This is a genomic window from Dongia sp., from assembly GCF_041905885.1.
In the GTDB taxonomy this organism is placed as follows: domain Bacteria; phylum Pseudomonadota; class Alphaproteobacteria; order Dongiales; family Dongiaceae; genus Dongia.
Genome location: NZ_JAYRKD010000002.1, coordinates 105375 through 130741, shown reverse-complemented (window position 1 = coordinate 130741; position 25367 = coordinate 105375). Strand labels below are relative to the sequence as shown.

The 25367-nt window shown below is 66.2% G+C and carries 26 protein-coding genes; 13 read left to right on the top strand and 13 right to left on the bottom strand.

Annotated elements, in window-relative coordinates; genetic code table 11:
- Positions 1–16: 16 nt before the first annotated feature.
- From ACH2CY_RS02435 to ACH2CY_RS02420, 4 genes are read left to right on the top strand one after another with little or no spacing between them, the layout of a single operon-like run.
- Positions 17–901, top strand: a complete 885-nt coding sequence (locus ACH2CY_RS02435) for an ABC transporter permease subunit (protein WP_395015530.1) — start codon at positions 17–19, stop codon at positions 899–901.
- A 9-nt stretch (positions 902–910) separates the two neighbouring features.
- A complete protein-coding gene (locus tag ACH2CY_RS02430; RefSeq protein ID WP_395015528.1) occupies positions 911–1825 on the top strand; it encodes an ABC transporter permease subunit in 915 nt (304 codons plus the stop codon).
- A 13-nt stretch (positions 1826–1838) separates the two neighbouring features.
- On the top strand, positions 1839–2912 hold the full coding sequence (locus ACH2CY_RS02425; protein ID WP_395015525.1) for an ABC transporter ATP-binding protein: 1074 nt from the start codon (positions 1839–1841) through the stop codon (positions 2910–2912).
- A gap of 21 nt (positions 2913–2933) precedes the next feature.
- Positions 2934–3986: an endonuclease/exonuclease/phosphatase family protein gene (locus ACH2CY_RS02420; protein ID WP_395015522.1), complete on the top strand. Its 1053-nt coding sequence runs from the start codon at positions 2934–2936 to the stop codon at positions 3984–3986.
- On the opposite strand, the gene ACH2CY_RS02415 is transcribed toward ACH2CY_RS02420, so the two are convergent.
- The 4 genes from ACH2CY_RS02415 to ACH2CY_RS02400 form a co-directional block, all read right to left on the bottom strand.
- Complete coding sequence (locus tag ACH2CY_RS02415; RefSeq protein ID WP_395015520.1) at positions 3983–4936, bottom strand: tetratricopeptide repeat protein; 954 nt, start codon at positions 4934–4936, stop codon at positions 3983–3985. The genes ACH2CY_RS02420 and ACH2CY_RS02415 overlap by 4 nt on opposite strands.
- 69 nt (positions 4937–5005) lie before the next feature.
- Entirely contained in the window at positions 5006–6031 is a 1026-nt protein-coding gene (gene holA / locus ACH2CY_RS02410; RefSeq protein ID WP_395015519.1) for a DNA polymerase III subunit delta, read from the bottom strand.
- Positions 6032–6083: 52 nt separating this feature from the next.
- A complete protein-coding gene (leuS, locus tag ACH2CY_RS02405) occupies positions 6084–8669 on the bottom strand; it encodes a leucine--tRNA ligase (RefSeq protein ID WP_395015516.1) in 2586 nt (861 codons plus the stop codon).
- Between the two features lie 72 nt (positions 8670–8741).
- Complete coding sequence (locus tag ACH2CY_RS02400; protein ID WP_395015514.1) at positions 8742–9302, bottom strand: DUF3576 domain-containing protein; 561 nt, start codon at positions 9300–9302, stop codon at positions 8742–8744.
- A gap of 256 nt (positions 9303–9558) precedes the next feature.
- Here ACH2CY_RS02400 and ACH2CY_RS02395 point away from each other — a divergent pair, with 256 nt between their 5' ends.
- From ACH2CY_RS02395 to ACH2CY_RS02385, 3 genes are all read left to right on the top strand, one after another.
- Positions 9559–10389, top strand: coding sequence for a sulfotransferase domain-containing protein (locus ACH2CY_RS02395; protein WP_395015513.1), 831 nt, complete (start codon positions 9559–9561; stop codon positions 10387–10389).
- 506 nt (positions 10390–10895) lie between these two features.
- Positions 10896–12020, top strand: a complete 1125-nt coding sequence (locus ACH2CY_RS02390; RefSeq protein WP_395015512.1) for a porin — start codon at positions 10896–10898, stop codon at positions 12018–12020.
- Positions 12021–12242: 222 nt separating this feature from the next.
- Positions 12243–12926, top strand: coding sequence for a YggS family pyridoxal phosphate-dependent enzyme (locus ACH2CY_RS02385; RefSeq protein ID WP_395015511.1), 684 nt, complete (start codon positions 12243–12245; stop codon positions 12924–12926).
- Here ACH2CY_RS02385 and ACH2CY_RS02380 read toward each other — a convergent pair.
- A complete protein-coding gene (locus ACH2CY_RS02380; protein WP_395015509.1) occupies positions 12923–13891 on the bottom strand; it encodes a LysR family transcriptional regulator in 969 nt (322 codons plus the stop codon). The genes ACH2CY_RS02385 and ACH2CY_RS02380 overlap by 4 nt on opposite strands.
- Before the next feature lie 121 nt (positions 13892–14012).
- Here ACH2CY_RS02380 and ACH2CY_RS02375 point away from each other — a divergent pair, with 121 nt between their 5' ends.
- A complete protein-coding gene (locus ACH2CY_RS02375; RefSeq protein WP_395015507.1) occupies positions 14013–14135 on the top strand; it encodes a hypothetical protein in 123 nt (40 codons plus the stop codon).
- Positions 14136–14575: 440 nt separating this feature from the next.
- Entirely contained in the window at positions 14576–15706 is a 1131-nt protein-coding gene (locus tag ACH2CY_RS02370; protein ID WP_395015504.1) for a porin, read from the top strand.
- Between the two features lie 186 nt (positions 15707–15892).
- Here ACH2CY_RS02370 and ACH2CY_RS02365 read toward each other — a convergent pair whose 3' ends face one another.
- From ACH2CY_RS02365 to ribA, 4 genes are all read right to left on the bottom strand, one after another.
- A complete protein-coding gene (locus ACH2CY_RS02365; RefSeq protein ID WP_395015502.1) occupies positions 15893–16381 on the bottom strand; it encodes a class I SAM-dependent methyltransferase in 489 nt (162 codons plus the stop codon).
- Between the two features lie 13 nt (positions 16382–16394).
- A complete protein-coding gene (locus tag ACH2CY_RS02360; RefSeq protein ID WP_395015499.1) occupies positions 16395–16922 on the bottom strand; it encodes a L,D-transpeptidase in 528 nt (175 codons plus the stop codon).
- A gap of 75 nt (positions 16923–16997) precedes the next feature.
- Positions 16998–18257 carry a hypothetical protein gene (locus tag ACH2CY_RS02355; protein WP_395015496.1) on the bottom strand — a complete coding sequence of 420 codons (1260 nt, stop codon included), beginning with the start codon at positions 18255–18257 and terminating at the stop codon, positions 16998–17000.
- Between the two features lie 108 nt (positions 18258–18365).
- On the bottom strand, positions 18366–19514 hold the full coding sequence (ribA, locus tag ACH2CY_RS02350) for a GTP cyclohydrolase II (RefSeq protein WP_395015494.1): 1149 nt from the start codon (positions 19512–19514) through the stop codon (positions 18366–18368).
- Between the two features lie 182 nt (positions 19515–19696).
- On the opposite strand from ribA, the gene ACH2CY_RS02345 reads away from it, so the two are divergent.
- Positions 19697–20392: a response regulator transcription factor gene (locus ACH2CY_RS02345; protein WP_395015491.1), complete on the top strand. Its 696-nt coding sequence runs from the start codon at positions 19697–19699 to the stop codon at positions 20390–20392.
- Positions 20393–20477: 85 nt separating this feature from the next.
- Here ACH2CY_RS02345 and ACH2CY_RS02340 read toward each other — a convergent pair whose 3' ends face one another.
- The 4 genes from ACH2CY_RS02340 to ACH2CY_RS02325 all read right to left on the bottom strand — a co-directional run bounded on the left by ACH2CY_RS02340 (position 20478) and on the right by ACH2CY_RS02325 (position 23045).
- A complete protein-coding gene (locus ACH2CY_RS02340) occupies positions 20478–20714 on the bottom strand; it encodes a hypothetical protein (RefSeq protein WP_395015490.1) in 237 nt (78 codons plus the stop codon).
- A 103-nt stretch (positions 20715–20817) separates the two neighbouring features.
- Positions 20818–21432, bottom strand: a complete 615-nt coding sequence (locus ACH2CY_RS02335; RefSeq protein ID WP_395015489.1) for a GNAT family N-acetyltransferase — start codon at positions 21430–21432, stop codon at positions 20818–20820.
- 22 nt (positions 21433–21454) lie between these two features.
- Positions 21455–21673, bottom strand: a complete 219-nt coding sequence (locus ACH2CY_RS02330; protein WP_395015487.1) for a hypothetical protein — start codon at positions 21671–21673, stop codon at positions 21455–21457.
- Positions 21674–21833: 160 nt separating this feature from the next.
- Entirely contained in the window at positions 21834–23045 is a 1212-nt protein-coding gene (locus ACH2CY_RS02325) for an MFS transporter (RefSeq protein WP_395015484.1), read from the bottom strand.
- A 171-nt stretch (positions 23046–23216) separates the two neighbouring features.
- Between ACH2CY_RS02325 and ACH2CY_RS02320 the strand changes: the two genes are divergently transcribed.
- The 3 genes from ACH2CY_RS02320 to ACH2CY_RS02310 all read left to right on the top strand — a co-directional run bounded on the left by ACH2CY_RS02320 (position 23217) and on the right by ACH2CY_RS02310 (position 25367).
- The gene (locus ACH2CY_RS02320) at positions 23217–24050 is read left to right on the top strand and encodes an MBL fold metallo-hydrolase (RefSeq protein ID WP_395015481.1); all 834 of its coding nucleotides are present in this window, start codon (positions 23217–23219) and stop codon (positions 24048–24050) included.
- Between the two features lie 219 nt (positions 24051–24269).
- Positions 24270–24824, top strand: a complete 555-nt coding sequence (locus ACH2CY_RS02315; RefSeq protein ID WP_395015479.1) for a hypothetical protein — start codon at positions 24270–24272, stop codon at positions 24822–24824.
- Positions 24825–24872: 48 nt separating this feature from the next.
- On the top strand, positions 24873–25367 hold the full coding sequence (locus tag ACH2CY_RS02310) for a PleD family two-component system response regulator (protein WP_395015476.1): 495 nt from the start codon (positions 24873–24875) through the stop codon (positions 25365–25367).

Here is a 25367-nt window from a genome sequence, read left to right as displayed (position 1 = left end):
CGGCGCGAGCTGAGCGATGGAAAAGCGCACCCTCTTCACCAACAAGTGGCTCGGCATGGCGCTGGTCCTGCCGCAGGTCCTGCTCATCTTCACCTTCTTCTATTGGCCGGCCGGTCAGGCGCTCTACTGGGCCTTCACGCTGGAGCAGCCTTGGGGCGGCGGCAACCAGTGGGTGGGCTTCGCCAACTTCACCCATCTCATCGGCGACACCGTCTACTGGAACTCGATCCTCACCAGCCTGGTCTTCGCCCTCTCCGCCACCGCGCTGGCCATGGCGGTGGCGCTTGCCTTGGCGCTGCTGGTCGACCGCGAGCTCCGTGGCTTTCGCGTCTATCGCACGATCCTGGTCTGGCCCTACGCGATCGCTGCACCGGCGCTCGGCGTCGCCTTCCGCTTCATCCTGGCGCCCGAGGCCGGCTTCATGGCCTATGTCAATCACCTCTGGCCAGGGCTGTGGAATCCGGCGCTGAACGGCGGCCAGGCGATGGTCGCGATCGTCATCGCCTATACCTGGAAATACATCGGCTACAACTTCATCTTCTTCCTGGCCGCCCTGCAGGCCATTCCGAAGAGCCTGATCGAAGCGGCGGCGATGGACGGCTCCGGCCTGCTGCGGCGGGTGAAGGATATCCAGGTGCCGCTGCTGACGCCGACCATCTTCTTCCTGGTCGTCATCAACTTGACCGACAGCTTCACCGACAGCTTCGGCATCGTCGATTTGATGACGGCGGGCGGTCCCGACCGCGCCACCGAGCTCATGGTCTACAAGATCTTCTTCGACGGCTTCAAAGGCCTCGACTATTCCGGCGCCGCCGCCCAGAGCATCATCCTGATGCTGCTGGTGATCGGCCTGACCGTGTTCCAGTTCCGCTTCCTGGAACGCCGCGTCCACTACAAATAGGCGCCGCGCATGGTCGAACGCACGCCGATCCTCAATGTCGTGACCCAGATCCTGCTGCTGCTGGGACTGGCCCTCGCGCTGCTGCCCTTCGCGATCATCGCCGTCGCCGCCTCGCATGATCTCCGCACCGTCAACCAGGTGCCGATGCCGCTCATCCCCGGCGACCAGTTCTGGGACAACATCGTCGAGGCCTGGAACCGCGCCGATCTCGGGCCGAAGCTGCTGAACAGCATTGTCTTCGCCGCCGGCGTTGCGCTCGGCAAGGTGTTCATCGCCGCGCTCACCGCCTTCTCCATCGTCTACTTCCGCTACCGGGGGAAGATGCTGGTCTTCTGGGCGGTGTTCATTACCCTCATGCTGCCGCTTGAGGTGCGGATCGTGCCGACCTATGCGGTCGCCGCCAATGTGCTCAGTCCCTACCAGGCCCTGCTCGACCTCACCGGCATCACCTGGTTGGTGCAGCAGGCAACTGGCGTCGAGATCGCGCTGAAATGGGGCTTGCTGAATTCCTATACCGGCCTGATCCTGCCTTTGATCGCCACCGCGACCGGCACTTTCCTCTATCGCCAGTTCTTCTTGACGCTGCCCGACGAGCTGACCGAGGCGGCGCGGATGGACGGCGCCGGGGCGATCCGTTTCTTCTTCGACGTGCTGCTGCCGCTGTCGCGCACCAATATGGCGGCGCTCGGCACCATCATGTTCGTCTGGGCCTGGAACCAGTATCTGTGGCCGCTGCTGGTCACCACCGATTCCGCCCATGGCACGGCGGTGATGCAGCTCCGCGAACTGATCCCCCAGACCAACGGCACGCCGGACTGGCATATCGCCATGGCCGGAACCTTGATCGTCATGCTACCGCCCTTGGTCGTCGTAATCCTCATGCAGCGCTGGTTTGTGCGCGGCCTCGTCGCAACTGAAAAATAGCAGGAGAGGCGCTATGGCCGAGGTCGTAATCCGCGGCGTGCACAAGAGCTACAACAAGACGCCGACCGTGCACGGGGTCGATCTCACCATCGCGGATCGGGAATTCGTGGTGCTGCTCGGGCCCTCGGGCTGCGGCAAGTCCACCCTGCTCCGCATGATCGCCGGCCTGGAAGAGATCACCGCGGGCGAGATCGCGATCGACGGCAGGGTCGTCAACAAGCTGGAGCCGCGCGAGCGCGGCTGCGCCATGGTGTTCCAGAACTATGCCCTCTACCCGCATATGACGGTCGGCGAGAACATCGGCTATGCGCTGAAAGTCGCCGGCATGCGCAAGGCCGAGCGCAAGGCGCGGGTCGCCGAGGTGGCCCAGAGCCTCGGCCTTGCCGAGATGCTGGAGCGCAAGCCCGGCACGCTGTCCGGCGGCCAGCGCCAGCGGGTGGCGATCGGCCGGGCGATGATCCGCAGCCCGAAAGTCTTCCTGTTCGACGAGCCGCTCTCCAACCTCGACGCCAAGCTGCGCGCCCAGATGCGGATCGAGATCCGCCGGCTGCATCAGAAGCTGGGTGCCACCAGCATCTTCGTCACCCATGACCAGGTCGAGGCGATGACCCTGGCCGACCGGCTGGTGGTCCTGAACCAGGGGCGGATCGAGCAGATCGGCACGCCGACCGAGGTCTACCGCCGCCCGGCCAGCCGTTTCGTCGCCGGCTTCATCGGCGCGCCGGCGATGAATTTCATGGCCGGCGTGATGGCGCCCGACGGCCGGATCGCGATCGGCAGCGGCACCGGTACGCCGGTCACCATCGGAGTCCGGCCGGACGAGATCAAGCTGGTTGAGGCGCCGCTCCGAGGCACGCTAGATTTCACCGTCGAGCTGGTCGAAGAGCTCGGAACCGGACAGGTCCTGTACGGCAGGAGCGGAGAGCTGGAGATGACCGTGATGCGCAACGGCAACGCCGAAGCCGGGATGCTGCCGAAGCCCGGCCAGCGCCGCCATCTCAAAATCCCGATGGCCGCCGTGCATCTCTTCGAGGCCGAGAGCGGCCGTCGCATCGAGCTTCCGCCCACCCGCCTGGCCGCGGAATAAAATGCTCCGTACGGCACCGGCATGATCGAGATCCACTCGCTCACCACGGCGGCGCTGCCGCCGCCGGGCCATGCCGAGATCACCGCGGCGCTGACCGCGGAACCCACCCAGGCCGAGCATGACCGCATCGCCCGCGGCGTCACCGCCCTGACGGCGATTGAGTATCGCCCGCCGGAGACCGTAAGAGTGCCGCGCCGCCCGCTGCGCCTCGCTGCCTGGAATGCCGAACGGCTGAAATACGGCGAGGCCTCGGCGGCACTCCTGCGTGGGCTCGATCTCGACATCCTCCTGCTCTCGGAGAGCGATGTCGGCATGGCGCGCTCCGGCAACCGCCACACCACCGCCGAACTCGCGGCGGCGCTCGACATGGGCTACGCCTATGGCGTCGAGTTCGTCGAGCTCGGCCTGGGCGACGACCGCGAACGGGAACGGCACAAGGGCCAGCGCAACCATGCCGGCCTGCACGGCAATGCGATTCTCTCCCGCCTGCCGCTTCACGATTTGGCGCTGATCCGGCTCGACGCCGGCGGCCGCTGGTTCGCCGACCGCGTCAACGGCAAAGCCTCCGGCGTCCAGCGCAGGCTCGGCGGCCGCATGGCTTTAGCGGCCCGGATCGCCACCGATGACGGCGATCTCGTCGTGGTCTCGTTGCATCTCGAAAGCGACAGCGATGCCGTCGGCCGGGCCCAGCAGATGACCCAGCTGCTGTCGGCGATCAACGGCTGCTACGGCAACGCGCCGATGGTGATCGGCGGCGACTGCAACACCGCCGCGCTGCCGGAGGTCGATCCGGCTCGGCCCGAGGATGCCCGCACCTGGTTCCACCGCTGCGGCGCTTACGAGCCGCTGTTCGATGTGATGCAGCAGGCGAGCTTCGGCTGGCGCAGCGCCAACGACACGGCGGCCACCCAGCGCCAGCGCCCCGACGGCCGCCCGCTCCCGCCCTTCCGCCGCCTCGACTGGCTGTTTACAAGGAGCCTCACGGCGTCATCATCATTGACCATCGCGGCGGTCGACAACCAGGGCGCGGCGATTTCCGACCACGATGCGATCGTCGCGGAGATCGCGCTCTAGAGCCGCTTCAGTTCGGCCAGGGTGCCGGCATGCTCGATGAAGGTCTTCGGGCAGATCTCGGCGGCCAGCTGCAAATGCTGCTTCGCTTCATCTTTTTGTTGGCGGATGATCGCCATCTCGCCGTAGTAGAAGTGCGCCTCGCATTCGCGATCGGTCTTGCGTAGAGCCTCGGTCTCGGGAGTCTCGTCGGCGCCGCCGCGCGCGGTGACGGCAAAGTCGAAGGGCTGGCCGGCGTAGTATGCGATCAACGGCCAGGGCCAGTCGTCGTGATCGGCATTCTTGGCCGCGGACAAGACCGCGTCCGGCGACATCGGCACCAGGCCGCCGCGCCCCCGGGCGAGAGCCAGCCACAGCAGGGATGGGTAGTCTTCCGGATCTTGCTGCAAGGCCAGTGCCAGGGCTACCGCCGCCTCCTTGAAACGCCCGAGGTTGAACAGCGCGATCCCGCGGTTGCGCTGGGCCAGTTGGAAATGCCGCTGCAGCCGCAAGGCGGTCTCGAATTCCTGCAGCGCCTGCAGGTAGTCGCCGGCCTGGTTCAACAGGTTGCCGCGGTTATTGTGGGTTTCGCCGTCGTTCGGATGTCGCTTCAGTACCTGGTCGAAATGCCCGATCCCAGCCGCGAAGTCGCCCTTACCGCCATAGGCGTTGGCGCAGGCGATATGCGCATCGAGGCTGCTGGCATCGACCCCGAGCGCCTTCTCGCAATCGCGGATGGCCTCCTCGAACCGACGCAGGCGGCGATGGCTGATGGCGCGGTTGACGTAGGCGACCGCCAGGTCCTCGGCCGAAAGTTCACCGGAGCCGATCGCCGCGGTGCAATGCTCGATCGAAAGGGAGTAGTTGTCGCGCTCGCCCTCGCGCGCGCAGGCGTCGAGTTCGTCGTTGCCGTCGGCGCGCGCTTCGGTCACGCACAGTGCGGCAACCAGCATGATCCAGATTGCGTGCCGCATCGCGCTGCCCCCGCCAAGACCCTGCCGCAATCTAGGATGGGCGCGGACGAACGGTCAATCGCGCCAGGCCTAGCGCTTCCCCGGCAGCGCGGCGATCTCCAGCCCGGCGCGGCGGGTCAGCGTGTCGGCGATCTCGCGGTGGCGCATCGCCTGGGACTCGGTTTCGCCGATCTTCTGCAGGGCGATGGCGATGGCGCGGCTGGACCAGCGGCGGCATTGCCTTTCCAGCCGCGGTCGGTCGCGCCAGAACAAGGGCGAGTTCAGCGCCACCATCGCATCCTGCAGCGAAGCGCCGGATTCCAGCCGCCCGACCGCGCCGTGCAGTTTCAGGAAATGCCGGGCGAGTCCGCGCAGGATCATGATCGGCGCGGTTTCGGCCAGGTTGAGGTCGAGCTGGCGCTCGATTGCGCGTGAATCACCCTCGGCAATCGCATAGTTGAGGTCGTCCTGCTCGACCCCGGCGGAATGGCCCACCGAGGCCATGGCATCCTCGAGCTCGACCTGCTTCGCCTCGCCGACATAGAGGATGAGCTTCTCGATCTCCGAGCGGGTGGCGCCGCGGTCGCCGCCGAGTGACTGTTCGAGATAGGAGAGCGCGGCCGGCGCTGCCCCCTTCCCCGCTGCGCTCAGCTGCGCCTGGATGACGGCTTTCAAGTCACCGCCGGAATCGTGATAGCAGGCGATGGCGGCGGCATGCGGCGCGCCCTCGAACAGCTTGCGCAAGGCCGCCCGGCCGGGCAGCTCGCCCGCCTCGAAGATCACCAGGGTGTTCTTGGAGTCACGGTGGCTGTCGAGGAAGTCTTCGACCAGCTTGGCCTGGCCATCGGTGACGCCGCCCACCCGCACCGCGCGGCGTCCGCCCAGCATCGAGATCGCGCCCGCCTCGTCCATCAGCCGCGCCGGATCGCCGCGCAGCTGGTCGGAGTCCAGCTCGACCACGCGAAAGGGATCGTCGCTGCTGCCGGCCGCCGCCTTGACCAGGGCATTCACCCGCTCGCGCACCAGGCCTTCGTCCGGGCCGAAGACCAGCACCGCGGCGGTTTTCTCGCCCGGGTTCTTCAGGAACTCGTCGATCTGTCGGCGGTCGAGCTTCATGGGACTAAGCGAGCACGAAACGGCGAGTCACGTCCAGCGCGGTAGGCAACCGTCAGACGACGATATTGACGATCCGGTTCGGCACCACCACGACTTTCTTCGGCGCCTTGCCTTCCATCGCGCGCTGCACGCCGGGATCGGCCAGCGCCGCCTGCTCGGCTACAGCCTTGTCGCAATCGCGCGGCAGGCTGATCGTGGCACGCAGCTTGCCGTTGACCTGCACGGCGACGGTCGCCTGGTCGTCGGTGGTGAGCGCCGGATCGGCCGCGGGCCAGTCGGTCTCGACCAGCATCGCCTTGTGACCGAGGCCCTGCCAGATCTCTTCGGCCAGATGCGGCATCATCGGCCCGATCAGCAGCGCCAGGGTGTCGAGCGCTTCCTTGCGCGCCCAGAGGCCCGCGGCATCGTTCAAGGCTTCCGGCTTCACCTCGGCCAGCGCATTGGCGAATTTGTAAATCGCCGCGACGCCACTGTTGAAGCTGAACTTCTCGATCGTCTCAGTGACCTGCGCCACGGTTTTATGCGTGACCCGGCGCAGCGCCAACGCCTCGCCTGAGAAGCTGGCCGGCGCCGCGCCGAGCTCTTCCTTCAGGCTTGGATGCGCCTCGGTCCAGCTCTCCGCGATGCGCCACAGCCGCTGGGTGAAGCGCCAGGCGCCTTCGACGCCGGCATCGGTCCATTCCATGTCGCGCTCGGGCGGGCTGTCGCTGAGCACGAACCAGCGCGCGGTGTCGGCGCCGAAGGTCTCGATGATGCGCGCGGGCGGCACCACGTTCTTCTTCGACTTCGACATCACCTCTTTGCGGCCGACCTCGATCGGCTGGCCGGTCTTCACATGGACCGCGCTGCCGTCGGCGCGCTTATCGACCTCTTCGGGGTAGAGCCACTTGCCTTCGTGGTCCTTGTAGGATTCGTGCAGCACCATGCCCTGGGTGAACAGGCCCTCGAACGGCTCGTCCAGCTTGGCATGGCCGGTCAGCTTCATCGCCCGCGTGAAGAAGCGCGAATACAAGAGATGCAGGATCGCGTGCTCGACGCCGCCGATATACTGATCGACGGGCAGCCAGTAGTCGACCTTGTCGCGCTCGGTCGGCACGGTTGCGCGCGGCGAGCAGAAGCGCGCGAAATACCAGGACGAATCCACGAAGGTGTCGAAGGTGTCGGTCTCGCGCCGCGCCTTGGCGCCGCAAGTCGGGCAGTTCACATGCTTCCAGGTCGGGTGCCGGTCGAGCGGATTGCCCGGCTGGTCGAAGGTCACATCATCCGGCAGTGTCACCGGCAGGTCCTGCTTCGGCACCGCCACCGGGCCGCACTTCTCGCAATGGATAATCGGGATCGGGCAGCCCCAATAGCGCTGCCGGCTGACCAGCCAGTCCCTGAGACGGAAGATCGTGGTCGGCTCGCCGTCGCCCTGCTGCTGCAGCTTCAGCCCGACTTGTCTCTTCGCCTCCTCCACGGGGAGCCCGTCGAGGAAGTCTGAATTGTAGATCGTGCCGTCATCGGTATAGGCGACGCCGGCGATCGCGAAGGTCTTCGGGTCCTCGTTCGGCGGCAGCACCACCGGGATGACCGGCAGGCCGTACTTGCGCGCAAAGTCGAGATCGCGCTGGTCACCCGAGGGGCAGCCGAAGATCGCACCGGTGCCGTATTCCATCAGCACGAAGTTGGCGATGTAGACCGAGAGCTTCTTGTCCTTGATGAAGGGATGCTGCACCTCGAACGGCGTGCGATAGCCCTTCTTCTCCTGCGCCTCGATCACCGCCTCGGAGGTGCCCGCCGCCTTGCATTCGGCGATGAAGGCCGCGGCCTTGGGATCGGCCTTGGCCGCCTCTTCCGCCAGCGGATGATCCGGCGAGACCGCCATGAACGAGGCGCCGAACAAGGTGTCGGGCCGCGTGGTGAAGATGGTCAGCCGGTCATCCCGCCCGACCAGCTTGAAGCGGACATAGGCGCCGGTGGATTTGCCGATCCAGTTCTCCTGCATCAGCCGGACCTTCTCCGGCCAGCGGTCGAGGCCCTTCAAGGCCGCCAGGAGCTCGTCGGCATAGGCGGTGATCTTCAGGAACCACTGGGAGAGCTTGCGCTTCTCGACCAGCGCGCCGGAGCGCCAGCCGCGGCCGTCGATCACCTGCTCGTTGGCGAGCACGGTGTGGTCCACCGGATCCCAGTTGACGAAGGCCTCGCCGCGATAGGCCAGCCCGGCCTTGAAGAAGTCGAGAAAGAGTTCCTGCTGGTAGTGATAGTAGCCCGGATGGCAGGTCGCCAATTCGCGCGACCAGTCCAGCGACAGGCCCATGCGCTTCAGCTCGGCGCGCATGGTCGCGATGTTGTCATAGGTCCAGCGCGCCGGATGGATCTTCTGGTCGCGCGCCGCGTTCTCGGCGGGGAGACCAAAAGCGTCCCAGCCCATCGGGTGCAGCACGTTGAAGCCGCGGGCGCGCTTGTAGCGCGCCACCACATCGCCCATCGTGTAGTTCCGGACATGGCCCATGTGGATCCGGCCCGACGGATAGGGAAACATCTCGAGGACGTAGTATTTCGGGCGGGATGGATCCGCCTCGGTCTTGAACGCCTCGCGGGTCGCCCAAACCGACTGCCACTTGGTCTCGGTTTCCAGAAAATTGTAGCGTGATGCCATAGCTGTACTGCTCGCGGTCCGTGCTGGGTCGGACCTGACCTTGAAGAGAGACGGACGGGCCCGGGGGCGGTTCTACTGCTGGACGCCCGACATGCGCAATTGGCGGGCGCGCGTCAGGATCGCGTTTTCGAGATCGGTGGCGGTATTGAGCGCGACCGGGGCATCGGTCCAGCCGCCGCCCTGGTTGATCTGGCGGAACACCGAGGCACGGATGCCGTCGGCCCGCAGCTGCCGGCCGAGGATGAAGATATTGACCTTGAACCGCTCGTCGGGAGTCTGCGGCGGGGTGTACCAGTCGGTGATGATCACGCCGCCGAACGGATCGGCCGAAACCAACGGCATGAAGGAGATGGTGTCGAGAGAGGCGCGCCACAGCAGGCTGTTGACCCCGACCCCGGTGCCGCCGTTATCGGTGCCTTCCTTGCTGTCGCCGAACAGCCCGCCCTCGCCAAACATGCTGCCGCTGGTGGCGCCGGCGCCGCGCTCGCTGCGGTCGCGGTCTTCCGGATAGGTCGGGTCGCCGCCGACCGAGAAGTTGCAGGCGCTCAAATAACCGCAAAGAACGCCAAGAATAACAATGGGTAGCAAACGCCTGGCAAAGGCAGTCCAGCCCCGAAAGGCTTCGATTTTCATGTTGACGGCCCTTGCTGCTCCCAGATAAACGGCGGTCGCCGCGGTTAGCGCTTGTTGCAACCCGCCGAAGCCGATGAGACCTAAGCGATTTGCGGCTTTCGGGTCAAGTGCGGGCGCGGCGTCCGGGCTGTAACGTGTTGGCGATTGGTGGATTTGGCGGCGCGGGGCTGCCGCCGGCCGGTCGATCGGGCGCTAACCCTGGGGCCGCTCATCAAGCCAACCTTGGCCAACCTCATTAAGGCAGATCCGACCGAACATGGGCCGACTCATCTGGATGGCAAGCTATCCCAAGTCCGGCAACACTTGGATGCGGGCCTACCTTCACAACCTGCTCCGCAATCCCCAGCAGGCATACGACATCAATCGCTTAGGTGAGTTTTCCTTCAGCGATTCGACGATCGCCTTCTACAAGCCTTACCTGACCAAGCCCTCGCAGGACTGGACCAGCCTGGAAGTCATGGAGACCCGCTGGAAGGCCCAGCGCGACATCGGCCGGATGAGCACGGACGATGTCTTCGTCAAGACGCACAACGCGCATGTCGAGTTCGAAGGCCTGCCGATGATCCAGATGGATCTCACCGCCGGCGCCATCTACATCGTCCGCAACCCGCTCGATGTCTGCATTTCGCTGGCCGATCACTATGGCAGCACGCTCGACGAGGCGATCGACGTGATGGCGGACCCGCGCAACGGCACCAAGACCGGCGACCAGCTGGTGTTCGAGATCCACAAGGACTGGTCCACCCATGTACTCAGCTGGACCAACGCGCCGGGGCCATGGCTCCACGTGGCGCGCTATGAGGACATGCTGAAGAAGCCCCTGGTCACCTTCACCCGGGTGGCGCGTTTTCTCGGCCTCAACCCGGAACGCAGCCGCATCGAACGGGCGATCCAGGCCTCGTCGTTCGAGAATCTCCGCGGCCAGGAGGACCAGAAGGGCTTCCGCGAGCGCTCCTACAAGGCCGAGAAGTTCTTCCGGGTGGGGAAGGCGGATCAGTGGCGGACCGCCCTCAGCAAGGCCCAGGTCGATCGGGTGGTCGAGACCCACAAGCAGCAAATGGAGCGCTTCGGCTACTGGCCGCTGTGAAAATCCCCGGCTTCCCGCCGCTCTGGGGCCTCACACCGGGGTGTCGCGGAGTGATTTTATGGGACTATGCGCCTATTCAACGTATTTGAGGGGAATTTTAGCGGAACGAAATCTGACCCTGGCCTGGGGCTTTCCGATGCCAGGAATCTGTGTCGCCCGGTCCCCATCCCGTTTCGCTGCCACACCTTTGACACTCACGGAATCAGGTCTTTAGGGCGAACTGTGGCAGCATCGCCACAGATTTGGAAAAATGCCACAGGCTTTGCCTCAAATGGTTTGACACCCGGACAGGGTTTAGAGAAGGTTTCGCTGTTTCCAGGTCGGTGGGATTGTTCGGCCTGTTCTGTCTATCACCAGTGACCCGGTTCCGAGCGTCCGCACGCCGCAAGGAACATCAACGGGGCGGGCAAGACGGCAGAACGTACCGAACAAATCGGCCTGAGGACGAGGGGCATCCGATGTCGGTACCGGTATCGGTGGCAATCGCAAACTTAGGGAATCTCGAGATGAAGAAAGTTCTTCTGGGTACCACGGCCCTGCTGGGAGTCGGCACCGTTGCCGGCGCCGCGCAGGCGTCCGATGGGATCAAGCTCGATGTGGGCGGCTTCTTCCAGGTCGTCTACCAGGGCGTCTTTGACGACAAGAGCGACGGACACGCTGGTAACCATCGCAACGTCGACCGCATCCTTCACAACGCCGAAGTCCACTTCAAGGGCGAGACCACGCTCGACAACGGCCTGACCGTTGGCGCGCAGATCGAGCTCGAAGGCGAGCAGGCTGCTGACCAGATCGACAAGTCGTTCGTGTACTGGTCGGGCGGCTTCGGTAAGGTCCAGATCGGCACCATGGACGGTCCGATCGGCGCCTGCCCGGTGTTCCCTCCGGGAGCGACCGCGAACTTCTCGGGCTTCTCCCCGGCTTCCTGGGGCGGCAACCAGCCGCGCAGCTCGAACTCGGTTTGCAGCGACGTCTCGAACGAGTCGACGCAGATCAAGTACACCACGCCGAACTTCGCTGGCTTCCAGCTCGTCGTCGCTTACGTCCCGAGCAACAACGCCAACGACTATAACGACGCTGGTATGAACGGCGCCGGCACTCCGGCCAACCCGGACGGCACCGCGCATCACACCTTCGGCGCCTATGTCACGTACTCCTACGCCGGCGACGGCTGGGGCGTGGACTGGGGTGGAGGCGGTTCGTGGCAGGGCAAGTTCAATGGCACCGAAGGCGCCAATGACGGCAAGAGCTCGGCCTACCAGACTGCTCTGACGGTCACCTTCGGCGGCTTCGCCGTCGGCGGTATCTTCGAGTACTACAACAACGGCGGTGACGACAACAACGCTTGGGTCGCCGGCGGCGGCGCGAGCTACGGCGTCGATGCCTGGACCGTTGGTATCCAGGGCAGCCACGGCACCTTCTACGCCTCCAGCGCTGGCGGCGGCAACGGTGACGGCGGCCACGACAACAACAACCGCATCATCCTGACCGGCAGCTACGAGATGGGCCCGGGCGTCCTGCTCGACGCCGAACTGGGTTACACCTGGTTCCACGACACCTCGAACGCGACCGACGAAGGCAACGACGACTACAGCGCCTTCGACGTGGGCATCGGTTCGAAGTTCACGTTCTAAGCCTTATCCGATCCCGGGCAACCGGGGTTGGGCAGGTCTCGAGGGGAAGCGGGCAACCGCTTCCCCTCATTCTTTTTGCGCTCGCGCAGGGTGGGAAGCGGGCAACCGCTTCCCCTCTTCTTTTTGCGCTTCGCGCCAGGCGGGAAGCTTGCGCGAGCTTCCCACTTCTCCCGCGCGATCTTTCCGCTCGCCTTCACCTTGGCCTCCGGGCAAATTCCGCGCATGGACAGCACCGATCACATCGCCGGCAATCTTGCCGGGATCCGCACCAGAATCGCCGCCGCCGCGCGAGATGCGGACCGCGACGCCGCCGCGGTGACCTTGGTCGCCGTCGCGAAGACGCATCCGGCCGAAGCTGTCGAAGCGGCGATTGCCGCCGGCCAGGCCGCGTTCGGCGAGAACCGCGTCCAGGAGGCGCAGGGCAAGTATCCGGAGCTCCAGCGCCGTCATCCCGAGCTCCAGCTGCACCTGATCGGCCCGCTGCAGACCAACAAGGTTAAGGATGCGGTTGGGCTGTTCGACGTCATCCAGACCGTGGACCGCGAGAAGCTCGCGCGCGCGCTGGCTGCGGAGATGGTGCGGCAGAACCGCAAGCTTGCGCTCTACATCCAGGTGAATATCGGCGAGGAAGCGCAGAAGGCGGGCATCCCGCCGCGCGAGGCCGATGCTTTCATCGCACTCTGCCGCGACGAGCTGAAGCTAGGCATCGCCGGCCTGATGTGCATTCCGCCCGCCGAGCACCAGCCGGCGCCCTATTTCGCGCTGCTGCGCGAGATCGCCGCCCGCAACAGTCTGGCCGGCCTCAGCATGGGCATGAGCGGCGACTACGAGAGCGCGATCCGGCTCGGCGCCACCCTGGTGCGCGTCGGCACCGCGATCTTCGGCAGCCGCGAGGCCAAGGCCTAGAGGACGGCCGCAACCTCGGCGAGCAGACCGCGGAACCAGGCGATCGCCGCGTGATTGCCGTGCTCGCGATGCCAGAGCGAGAGGATCTCCAGCTTCGTCAGATCGGCATCCGGCTCGGCGATGTCCAGGTCGAAGCTCTGCGCGAAGAGATTGGCGAGCCGGCGCGGCAGCAGAGCCGCCATGTCGCTGTGCTTCACGATCAGCGGTGCCACGGAAGAGTAGGGGATCGACGCCAGGATCGGCCCGCCTTCCCTGTCACCCAGCGGCACGCCGACCACGCCGCTATGCTCGTCGAGCGACACCCGGCGCTCCAACCCGTTCTCGACGACGACGCCCTCGATCAGGTTCGCATTGCCGCCCGACATCGCACTCAATTTCGGCAGTCGTGCCACCCGGTCCGGCGAGACCTCGGTCTTGGGATCGAGATAGTCGCGCCCGAGCAGCCAGACCGGCGCGTCCTCGAACAGCGGCTCGGAATGGAACCGGTCGGGGATATGGCCGAAGCCGCCCACCAGCAGGTCAACCTGGCCGGCCTCCAGCGCCGCCACCACGCCGGTTTCGAGTGAGCGCACGACGAGCTTGGTGTTCGGCGCCTGCGCGCGCATCCGGCGCATCAGTTCCGGCAGCAGCACCGCGCAGATATAGCCGCTGCACGCGATCGTGAACACCCGGGTGCTCATCAGGGGCTCGAAAGCGCGCGGGGTCAGCGCCATCTCGAGTTGATTGAGGCCATCGCGCAGCCTCGGCCCGATCTCGGCGGCGCGCGGCGTCGCCTGCATGCCCTGCGGTCCGCGCACGAACAGCTGGTCCTCGAACAGATCGCGCAGCCGCGCCAAGGCGTGGCTCACTGCGGAGGGAGTGATGTGCAGCCGCGCCGCCGCACGCGTGACGCTGCGCTCTTCGATCAGCGCGTCGAAGACCCGCAGCAGGTTGAGGTCAAGCAGCCTGAATTGCACTTCGCTCACGACACCCCTGAGCACTCGTCATTTGATCCGGGCCCGATCGGCGCCATCTGGTCACGCGGATCGTTCCCCGGGACCGGTCCAGCCGGTCCCGATCGAGTGCAAGAATATGCGGTATAGAATTGTGTCACTGAATTCCCCCGACCCCGACGACTACGCCTCGCGCCACTACGATGTCAGCTGGCGCAGCGTGAAGGCCGGCGCCCTGCTGGCGGTGCTGGTCGCGGCAATCGCCTTCCTGGTCTAGCCGCCCGGCATCGGCCTCCCCACTCATACCCGGACCACTGCCGCGACACCGGCACCCGGCGCCCTGTGGCCCGCCCGCATCACGCGCAGAGAATCCGCGCGCGCCGTCGCCGCAATATCCCGACGGCGCGCAGGGTTGTGCGCACGCCATGCGGTGCGGGCGTGGTTGAAATCCCTTCAGTTGTCACCTGAGCACTCATCACTGGTGTCACCTGATATTCCCTTCTAATTCCTTTGGCACGAGGAGGTGCACAAATGCCGCATCCCAGTGCTCCAAGGCCACCGCCGCTCCCGCCAAAATCAACGACGATCCGCGCCAAGCGCTCCGCCCAGGCTCCAGACGCAACTCGGCTGGACCCTCATATCGGCAGACGGGGCGCGCGGATCAAGAGGGGCAACGACGGCCGCCGACCGGCGACCGCAAATTAGAGAGCACTCGACATGAAACGTATTCTACTCGGCAGCACGACGCTGGCAGGCGTCGCGGCGCTGACCGGTGCTGCGCAAGCTTCGGATGGCGTCAAGCTCGATATCGGCGGCTTCTTCCAGACGGTCTATCAGGGCGTCTTCGACAAGAAGAGCGAAGGTCATTTCGGCAACCATCGCAACACCGACAAGCTGGCCCACAACGCCGAAGTCTGGTTCAAGGGCGAGACCACGCTGGACAACGGTCTCACCGTCGGCGCCCGCATCGAGCTCGAAGGCGAGACCGCCGGCGACCAGATCGACAAGTCCTTCGTCTACTGGTCCGGCGGCTTCGGCAAGGTGCAGATCGGCTCGCAGGACGGCCCGATCGGCGGCTATTGCATCCTGCCGCCGGGTGCGACTGCCAACTTCTCCGCTTTCTCGCCGGATGACTGGGGCTCGAACGATCCGATCGGATCAAACTCGGCCTGCACCGACGTGCTCGGCAACTCGCAGTCGATCGTCTATTCGACGCCGAACTTCAGCGGCTTCCAACTGATCGTCGCCTACACGCCGAGCAACAATGCCGAGGACTATACCCAGGACGGCGTCAACGGCCCGGGCACGCCGCGCAATCCCGACGGCACCGCGCATCACAGCTTCGCTGCCTATGCGCTCTACAATTACGCCGGCGACGGCTGGGGCATCGATTGGGGCGGCGGCGGATCCTGGCAGGCCAAGTTCAACGGCACCGACGGCGGCAACGACGGCAAGAGCCAGGCCTATCAGACCGGCCTCAACGTGACCTTCGGCAATTTCGGCATCGGCGCGGTGACGGAGTATTTCAACACCGGCGGTGACGACAACAATGCCTGGGTCGCCGGCGGCGGCGTCAGCTATGGCATCGATGCCTGGACCGTCGGCCTGCAGGGCAGCCATGGTCACTACGACGGCGCCGGCCCGGCGCTCGATTTCACCAGCAATCCCGGCGGCAGCCGCAACTTGGACCGCGTCATCCTGACCGGCAACTACGCGGTGGGTCCCGGCGTTGATCTCGATGCCGAGCTTGGCTACACCTGGTTCAAGGATAGCGGCGACGCAGCGGACAGCAACACCGACAAATACGAAGCGGTCAGTGTCGCGATCGGTTCCACTCTCAGATTCTGACGCAACCCTCGGCGCTGCGGGTCGGCCGGCGGTGATGAACCGCCGGCTGGACCCGGACGTCCAATAAAAAATATGGGCGGTCGCGTCCCCTAAGCGCGGTTCCGCCATCCTCTTGCACCAAGAGGAGCTCCTCGTCCTCAGTGGGGGAGACAGCGTGCGGCTTCTCCCCCGCTCTTTTCTCTTTGGCTAGACCGCCTTGTTCATGAAATAGCGCCCCGGCTTCACGCCCTCCGGCAACGGCAGCGGAGAAAGCCCGGCGGTGTTGAGCGCCTGGTCGCTGATGACGATGCCGCCCGGGCGCAGGATGCCGCGGATCATCGGCGCGAGGGTCGCAGCCAGCCGCGTGTTCGATTCCTGGTCGCCGGTGCCGACATCGGTATGCACCAAGGCGGCGTTGGCGCCGAGCCGCGCCAGCGCCTGCGGCAAGGTCGTCGTGATCTCGCCGAGGAAAAGATGATCCGCCGCCGGAATGCAATCCGGATGCGCATTCACCTGCCGGTCGAAGACGTAGATCTCGCGATCGGGACAGATCTCTCTGAGATGATCGAAGGTGCGGCCGTTGCCCAGGCCCAGCTCCAGCACGAAGCCGTCGATGCCGCGGATCTGGGCGACCGCGGCGCTGAGGCAGTCACGCTGGGCCTGCAGGCGGCGGATGAAACTGTCGAGCCGGCTCATGTCGATTCCTTTTCTATCCGGAGATCACGACATGACTGTCGCGATCGAGGCTGCCGAGCAGCCGGATGAAATCGGCGCGGGTGAACGCCACGCAACCGTCGGTCGGGCTACGATCCGGGCGGGCGAGGTGCAGGAACACCGCGCTGCCTTTGCCCGGCACCACGGGATCGTCGTTATGCCCGATCACCAGCACCAGGTCGTAGATCGCATCCTCGCGCCACATCGTCTCATGCGACGCGGGATAGGGGCGCGTCACCAGCCGGTTATAGGCCGGATCGTCGGGTGCGTCGCACCAGCCGTCGGCGGGCGACATCGGCAGGGTCGGAAAGACGCAAGCGATCTCGCGCACCCGGTCGGGCCGATAGAACAGGCGACGGATCGGAAAGCGCCCGGCCGGCGTGGTGCCGTCGCCTTCGACCTTCTCGGCGGCGACGCCGGAACGCCCGAACACACAGCGCCACTGCTGGTCGCCCAGCCGGGCCCAGCCGGTCGTCGCCGGCGGCAGGCTACGCGCGTCCGGCGCGATCACGAGATCGGTCAATCTGCGGTCTTCCCCTTCTGCCCGGCCGAATCAAATCGGCCGCGCGGCTCTAGCTAGCACGGAATGGGCGGGATTCTAACCCCGGCAGGAAGCGTGCAGCTCGCTGGCCTCGGACATGGCGAAGGCAGTCTGGCGGCTTGTGGCCGTGGTCGTCGCCTTGCCGGTGGTGCCGGAATCGGCCATGTCCGCCGGCGCGGCGCCGCCGTCCTGCGGCTTCCCGTCCCTGCCGAACACCATGGCCATGACGTTGCCGCCCATGTCGTCGCCGGTCGTGTCCTTGACCGCGAGATCAACCACGGTGGCGACCATACCGAGGCCGCCCAACGGCCCGAGCGGCAAGGCGCCGAGCAGGCTCGCCGCGCCGTTGATCTCATCGCCGGTCACCGCGCGATAGATCTGGGCGATGCCGGGGATGTGCTGCAGCGGGTTGATCATGTCGACGAAGTCGTCCCAGCCGAACTCGCCGTCAGCGCCGAAGAACAGCTGGCGCGCGCCCGGGGTCTCATCGACCACCCAGCGCTTGTTGCGCATGCGGAGCTCCGCGATCTGCTCCTTGTCCGGCGGCGATTTGAGATGCACCACATTGGGGTCGCCCTTCGCCGCTGTCTCGGACTCAGCTTCGCCCTCCGCCGGCGCCGCATCCGCGCCGGCCGAGGCCTCGAGCACCGGCGCGCTGCTGCGCGTGATGCTCGGCGCGTCTCCGGCCGCGGGTGATTCAACCGCCGCCGCATCCAGCGCCGCCGTCTGCTGTGGTTGCGACTTGCGGCTGATGGTCGGCAGGTCCGGATCGGCCTCGGCCGAGGCGGGCGCCGGGCCGGCCGGCGGGTTGGCGAAGAGATTGCGGTTGGCGGAACCGGAGAGCTTGAGCGCCGGTCCCTGGGGTGCTGTGGCCTTGCCGGCCATGAGCTGGGCCTGGACCATGGCCTGGGCCTGCAGCTGCGCTTGGGCGGCGGCCATGCCGCGGGGATCGGCGGCGAGCCCCTCCTGGGGCGCGGCGGCCAGGCCCTGATCCGCATTCTGGGCGCCGACCAGCGCGGCAAATTGTGCCGAGCTCAGGGTCGGGACGTTGGGCGCCGCGGTTCCCTGGATGCCCTGGACCGGCATCGGGACCGCTTTCCCGCCCACCCCGGCGGCGGCCCGGTTCTGCTGCTGTTGCTGCAGCATCTGCAGGAAGGTGGTCTGGTCGATCGACCCGGGGCGCAGCAGCCCACCAGCTATGGCGCCACTCTCCGGGCTTGGCCCCAGGGGTGGCGTTCCGGCGGCATAGGGGGAGGGCGCCTGGGCGGCATAGAAGCCCGGCGGCGTCTTGGCGGTGAAAAGCGGCGCTGTCGTCATCGACCGGTCCTCGGGCTTTCCCGTCGGTGCTCCCCTTCTGGGAGCCGGTCTGAACATCGCAAAGGCCGTGCCAGCGGCTGGCGGCGGAAGCGGCCCCGGAACCTGGCTCTAGAACATATGCCCGAAACGCACGGCCTTGGTGCTGAGGTAGCGCTCGTTGTGGTCGTTGGCCGGGAAAACATGCGGCACCCGTTCGCTGACCGCGACGCCGCATTGGGCGAGGCCTTTGACCTTCTCCGGGTTGTTGGTGAGCAGCCGCACCTCTCGGACGTCGAGCTGCCGCAGCATCTCGGCTGCCGGCTGATAGACCCGCTCGTCGGCGCCGAAGCCGAGCTGCAGGTTGGCCTCCAGCGTATCCGCCCCGGCATCCTGCAGCTGATAGGCCCTGAGCTTGTTCACCAGCCCGATGCCGCGGCCCTCTTGCGCGAGATAGAGCAAGACGCCGCTGCCTTGCTTGGCGATCTCGTCGATCGCGCCACGGAGCTGGTCGCCGCAGTCGCAGCGCAACGATCCCAGGAGATCGCCGGTGAAGCATTCCGAATGCAGCCGCGTCAGCACCGGCCGCGACGGATCGAGCTTGCCGATAACGATGGCGAGATGCTCCTTGCCGCCGTCCATCGGGCGGAAGGCGATGATCTCGGTCTCGACCGCGCCGGACCCCAATGCACCGATGAGGGGGACATGGGCCGCGCCGACGCGTTTCAATCCGGAAGCCGCACTGCGCCGATAGGCGATGACATCGCCGGCGGCGAGCCGGAACGGCTCGGCGACGAAACTCTCGGCCTTGGCTCGCGTCATCGGCACCACCACCGCGGCCGGCAACAGGCGCGCGGCTTTCGCGAGCTCGATCACCGCCTGGCAGAGCACCGCCGGCACGTCGTCGCTGGTCTGAAGATCCAGGAAGGCAGGGTCGATCGGCTCCGCGGTCGGGTCTGCGAGTTGGCGGATAACATCGGCCGAGACCGCGGTAGGGAGCGACATCAATCGGAACCGCTCGATCCCGGCCGACGCGCCCAGCCCGAGCCGGACCGCGCGCTCCACCGTAATCAACAGCCGCGTCCCGGTCCCGGCGCCGGCTTCCGCCGCGCTCAAGGCCCAGGCAAAGCCCGGCTCCTCGATCAGCTCCGCGGCGATCGCGATCGCCGTCTCGCCGCCGGCGGAAATGGCGATGGCGCCGCCGCGCCGCAATTCCGATAAGGCACGGGCGACATTGGCTTGTGAGCTGACGCTTTGGGCGAAGGGATCGGCAAAAGTCATGGCTATCGCCGGATATGGCGCGCTGCCCCGTGAAAGGTCAAGTAGAGGTCGGCCGACGATCCCCCGAAGCCCGCCTCGAAGGCAGGAGTCCCATGACAGTCCTCGGTAATAATGTTACCCACCGCCTTGAAACCCCACCCTTTCCGGTGTTAGCTGGGTCGGAAACCGGGAAAGAGAGAGCAATGGCCGAAGTCGCCGCCAAACGGATCCTGCTCGTCGATGACGACGAGACCCTGCGCAGGACCCTGGCCGAACAGTTGAGCCAGAACGGCGAATACCAGTGCCTGGAGGCCGGGAGCGGCGCCGAAGCACTGGCCGTCGCCAAGTCCGAGAAGTTCGACGCCGTGCTGCTCGATGTCGGCCTGCCCGACGCCGACGGTCGCGAGGTCTGCCAGCAGCTCCGCAAGGCCCAGGTCTCGGTGCCGATCATCATGGTGACGGCGTCGAGCGGCGAGGCCGACACGATCCGTGGCCTCGATTCCGGCGCCAACGACTATATCGCAAAGCCGTTCCGCTTAGGGGAACTGGTGGCGCGCTTGAAGGCGCATCTCCGCCAGCATGCCTTGAGCGAGGATGCGGTGCTGGTGATCGGCCCCTACACCTTCAAGCCGAATGTGAAGATGCTGATCGAGGAGAAGCTCAACAAGAAGATCCGCCTGACCGAGAAGGAAACTTCGATCCTGAAGTATCTCTATCGCGCGGGCCAGAAGCCGGTCGGCCGCGACACCTTGCTCGGCGAGGTCTGGGGTTACAACGCGGGCGTCACCACGCACACGCTGGAGACCCATATCTATCGCCTGCGCCAGAAGATCGAGAAGGATCCCGCGAAAGCGACGATCCTGGTCACCGACGCCGGCGGCTACCGCCTGGTGCCGTAGGCGCAGTGCGCCTCTGACTTGAGCCAGCAAAAGCAAAGCGGCCGCGGTGCAAGACCGCGGCCGCTCGCCACAGAATCCTGATCGGCTAGAACCGGCCCTGGCGCACGATCGTCGTGATCTCGTTGCGCTCGAGGCCGATGTCGCGCAGCAGGTAGTCCGGCTGGCGCCGGAGCCAGGCTTCGTCGCGCCGCATGCGCTGCCACAACCGCCAGCGCGCAAACCATGCCTGCAGCAGTCCCGGCCGCGCTTCGACCCGGTTGCTGCGCGTCGCCAGCGCATGCGCGTTCAATTGCTTGGTGAGGCTGGCGGCATCGATGTTCATCGTCATTCTCCGTCGTCGCTTCGCGGCGCGAATCGCCGGAGATCTAAACGCCCGAAGCCGCCTTCAGACTATGACTGGCGTCACTAAGCGGAGTGCGTTCTGATCACGCCGCTGTGACCGTGCGCAGCGCAATCGGCTTCTTCATCTTAACGCAGCCGAACTTGGTGCCGTCCGGCAGCTCGACATGGCCGCGCGGCTCGGCGGCGTAGCCCATGGCGCGATAGAAGGCCTCGCCGGACAAGGTTGCGGTCAGCTGCAGCCGGATCATGCCGGAAGCCGCCGCGTCGGAGTCGATACGCTGCATAATCGCCTGTGCAATGCCGCGCCGCATGCATTCCGGCGCCACGAAGACGCTGCGTACGGTGGCGGTGCCGGCCGCCGGCCGGGCGATCGCCGGCGCGGCCCTCTGGCCGCCCGCGACCCGCGCATAGCCGGGAATGAGGTTCGACCAGGCGCCGGTGCCGATCACCCGCTCGAACGGATCGACCGCGACGAAGAAATGACCCTCCTCGACCACCGCGTCGTCCATCGTGCCGACCAGGTTGAGGAAGGTCTCGATCTCGCTGCGCGAATAGAAGCGGCCGCCGATGGTCATCATGGCGCGCTCCTGCATGCCGCGCATCTCCAGGATGTCGCTGCGGCCTGCCTTGCGGATCTCGAATGCCAGCCGCGCCGGCCGCTGCCGGTTCAGCTGGCGCACCACCCAGTCTTGGTTCATCGCCTCCTTGGCGTCCTCGTGCTCAGCGATAGCGGTCGCGGCCGCGCAGGGCGCCATCGATCTCATGGCGCTCGAGGCCGATGTCGCGCAGCAGGTATTCGGGCTGGCGCATCAGCAGGACATGGTCGCGCCGGCGGCGGCGCCAATTGAGGAATTGCACGGCGATATGGCCGAGCAGGCGGGGCAGGGCGGCGCTGTGCCGGCCCATGGGGCGGGCCAAGGTGCCAATGTAACTCGTCATCATCATTCTCCAACGGCTCAGGTCACGGGCGGGGACGATCCCGTGAGTCGCCGCGGATACTAGGCGGGAGCGCTGTGTGTTGTGATGTGACTGCCGTCACCGAGCCGACCGGCGTGGTGCTGTTTCCTATGCTGCCGAGTGTGAGAGGACGCCTGGCTCGCTATCGATGGTGCAAGGATCGGCGCAGCAGCAGCGCGACGCCGACCGCGGCCAGGGTCAGGCAGCCGATGGCCTGCGCCGCCGCGGTCCAGCTGAGGTGCAGCGCGAAGCGATCGCCGCCGATCAGGAAGGCCAGCAGCAGCGGCCCCATGAAGACCCCGATGTTGCGCCCGGTCATCACGATGCCGAAGAAGCTGGCGCCGGCGGTGCCGCGGGCAATCGCATGCGGCGTCTGGAACAGGCAGGTCGGCACCACGCCGGCGCCGATGCCATAGACGACCAACCCGACCAGCCCCAGCCCGCCGGAAAGCCAGGGCTGTGCGAACCAGACCAGGGCCTGTGCGACCAGCGCGGCGATCATCGCCGGGATCAGCGCCAGCCCGTGGCGGAGCGCCCAGCCGGTCAGCAGGTTGAAGCTGAGCAGCACCACGACCGGCACCAGATAGGCGAGCACCGAAGCGGCGGGGCCCAAAGCGAGCACCGTGGTCAGGTATTGCGTGAGCCAGGTCATGAAGGCGAAATACTGCCCCGACCAGAGCAGGAAGATGGTGCCGGCGAAGACCAGCTGTTGGCGCTGCAGGGCATCGGGATGTCGCGCCGCCAGGCGCGCCGCCCCGCCGCCGTTGCGGCTTTCACGCAGCAGCAGCCAGGCCGCGAGCCCGAGCGGGGCGCCCAACGCCAAGCCGATGAGCCAGAGCCAATGCCAGTCGTGGAGCGCCAGTGCCGCCAGCGCGGCGCCGATCTGGCCCAACGGGATCCAGGCGGCGATCAGGCCGGTGACGACGGGCAGGTCGCGTGGCTTTGCCGCCGCCGCGGCGATCGCCGGGCCGGCGATGGCGGCGATGGCAAAGGCCAGGCCTTCCAGCCCGCGCGACAGCAGCATCACCGCGGCCGACTGGGGCGCTGCCAGGGCGAGTGTGACGCCGATCACAGTCAGCCCTATTAGCGCCGCAACGCCGATCCCCATATTCCTGTCGAGCTTGCGCCCGATCGCGGCTGACGCGATCAGGCCGACCAGCGCGTAGATCGACATAAAGCCCGCAGCGGTGACAGGGCTATGCGGGTAACGCGCTAGAAAGTCCGGTAGAATCGGCGGCAGTTTGAATTGCTGGTACGCAGCATAAGCGCCGAGCGCCACGCCGAAGGCGACCCGGGACCAGTCCGTGCTCTCGCGGGTTTTGGCCCGTGCCGGGGAATCCCCGAGGGCATCCATGGCGGGCCTTTGGCGTTCCTTAACTTTGCAAGCGCTAGGGAACAATGCCATCATTTCCCGGTGCGGAACAACCGGGGCTGTCGCGCGGGGGCGTGCGGTCCAACGGAAGTTCGGCGCGGATGATGGCGATATCGCACTGTCTGTTCATCGTCCGGTCCAAGGAATGCGCGATTGACCACGTCTGACGAGTTTTCCGTTCGCTTCTGGGGGGTCCGCGGCTCGATTGCCTGCTGCAGCGCCGACTATGCGCGCTACGGCGGCAACACCAGCTGCGTCGAGATCCGCTGCGGCGACCGGGTTCTCATTTTCGATGCCGGCACCGGCATCCGCCCGCTCGGCAAGCAGCTGGTGCAGACCCTGCCGGCGCATGCCGACATCTTCTTCACCCACACCCATCTCGATCATATCGTCGGCCTGCCGTTCTTCGCGCCGCTCTACAAGCCGGGCAGCAAGATCCGCATCTGGTCCGGCCATCTCGAAGCGCCGCTCACCTTCAAGGACGCGCTGACGCACCTCATGGCGCCGCCGCTCTTTCCGGTGCCGCCCGCCGTCTTCGTCAGCGAGCCCGAGTTCAAGGACTTCAACGCCGGCGACACGTTGACGCCGATGGACGGCGTCACATTGAAGACGGCGCCGCTCAACCATCCGAACGGCGCCACCGGCTATCGCGTCGAATGGCAGGGCAAGTCGATCTGCTACGTCACCGATTGCGAACACAACGGCAAGGGCCCGGATCCGGTCGTCGTCGATCTCATCAAGGGCTCCGACCTGTTCATCTACGACACCAGCTACACCGACGAGGAATATCCGATCTACACCGGCTGGGGCCATTCGACCTGGCAGGAAGGCGTCCGGCTGGCCGATGCCGCCAAGGTGAAGACGCTGGTGCTGTTCCACCACGACCCCAGCCACACCGATGCGGTGATGGACAAGATCTCCGCCGCGGCGGTCGATGCCCGCCCGGGCACCGTGACCGCCCGCGAGGGCATGATCCTCACGCCGTGAGATCCGGCGCGCCGACCCGCCGATCGGCGGGTCTCGCTTGATTCGCCTCAAGAATGCATCGGGACCCGATAGGTGGCCGGTCCGGGCCCGATCCGTTCCGCGCTCTTAACCATAGGTTGTATAGACGACCAGAAGACTTCGCGGCCGCGATGGACTCCGCGGAGCCTGCGCTCTAGATTTGACTTGCATCACGGACGGGAATTTTCGGTTACACTATCCTTGCGTGTGGTCGGCCTTGACCGTCGCATCGATGAAGGTGCGAAACGGGTTGCCTGGGGAAGCGCCATGTATCTCAATCCGCCGCATCTGCCGAATGCCTGCATCCTGGTCCTCGAGGAGGATCCATTCCTGCGCGCCGATCTCGCCGGCCTGCTCCGCGATGCCGGCTACGCCCTTGTGCCTTGCGCTGATGGCGGTGCTGCCGCGGGCCGCACCGACCTGGTGCTGGCCGGGCTCGGTGCGCAACGATCGCTGCCGGCGGCGTTGCGATGGATCGATCATGCGGTGCCGGTGATCCTGCTGGTTGATCACGCCGCGTGGCGCGGCCTCGATTTCCTGGATGCCGCCAATGAAATCGGCGCCGTCGCCGTCCTGCCGCGGCCGTTCTCGCGCGCGGCCCTGCTTTCGCTGGTCGCCAAGACGCTTCCGCAACCGCTGCGGGACGCCCCAGCAGATCGCGACACCGAGCTGCCGACGCTTGCAGATGCTCTCATATACCTGGATAGCCCGAATTTTCCGCTCGCCGAGCGGAACTCACACCCGGATGCGGAATAGGGCGCTGGCTCGGCTCGTTCTCCTCTCATCGGGAGGCGAGTGACAATCATGTATATGCAGCCGCCAGGCGCCGTGCGGAATACGGTGCTCATCGTTGACGACGATGTGGAAGCGCGTCGTCAGTTGCGCAATCTTCTCTCAGCCAACGGCTACTGGGTGATCGAGGCCGGCAACGGCCGCATCGCGCGCGAGCTGCTGGCCGTGCAGGAAATCAATCTTGTCGTCTCCGACATCTTCATGCCGGAATGCGATGGCTTCGAGTTGATCGCGGCGATCCGCGCCATGGCAAGTCCGGTGCCGGTGATCGCGATGTCGGACCATGAGTGCTGGACCGGCCTCAACTTCCTCGATGCGGCGAACGATCTCGGTGCCGCGGCGGTGATCGAAAAGCCGTTCCGGGCCCATCTGCTGTTGCGACTGATCGACGATGCGCTGCTGGCCGCCGCGCATCGCGGGCCGGTGGTGCCGCTCGGCGCCGTCGCCGAACCGGAACGCAAGCGCATTCCGGCCGGCCTCGAATGGGTCGGCGGCCGCCCCGCCTGA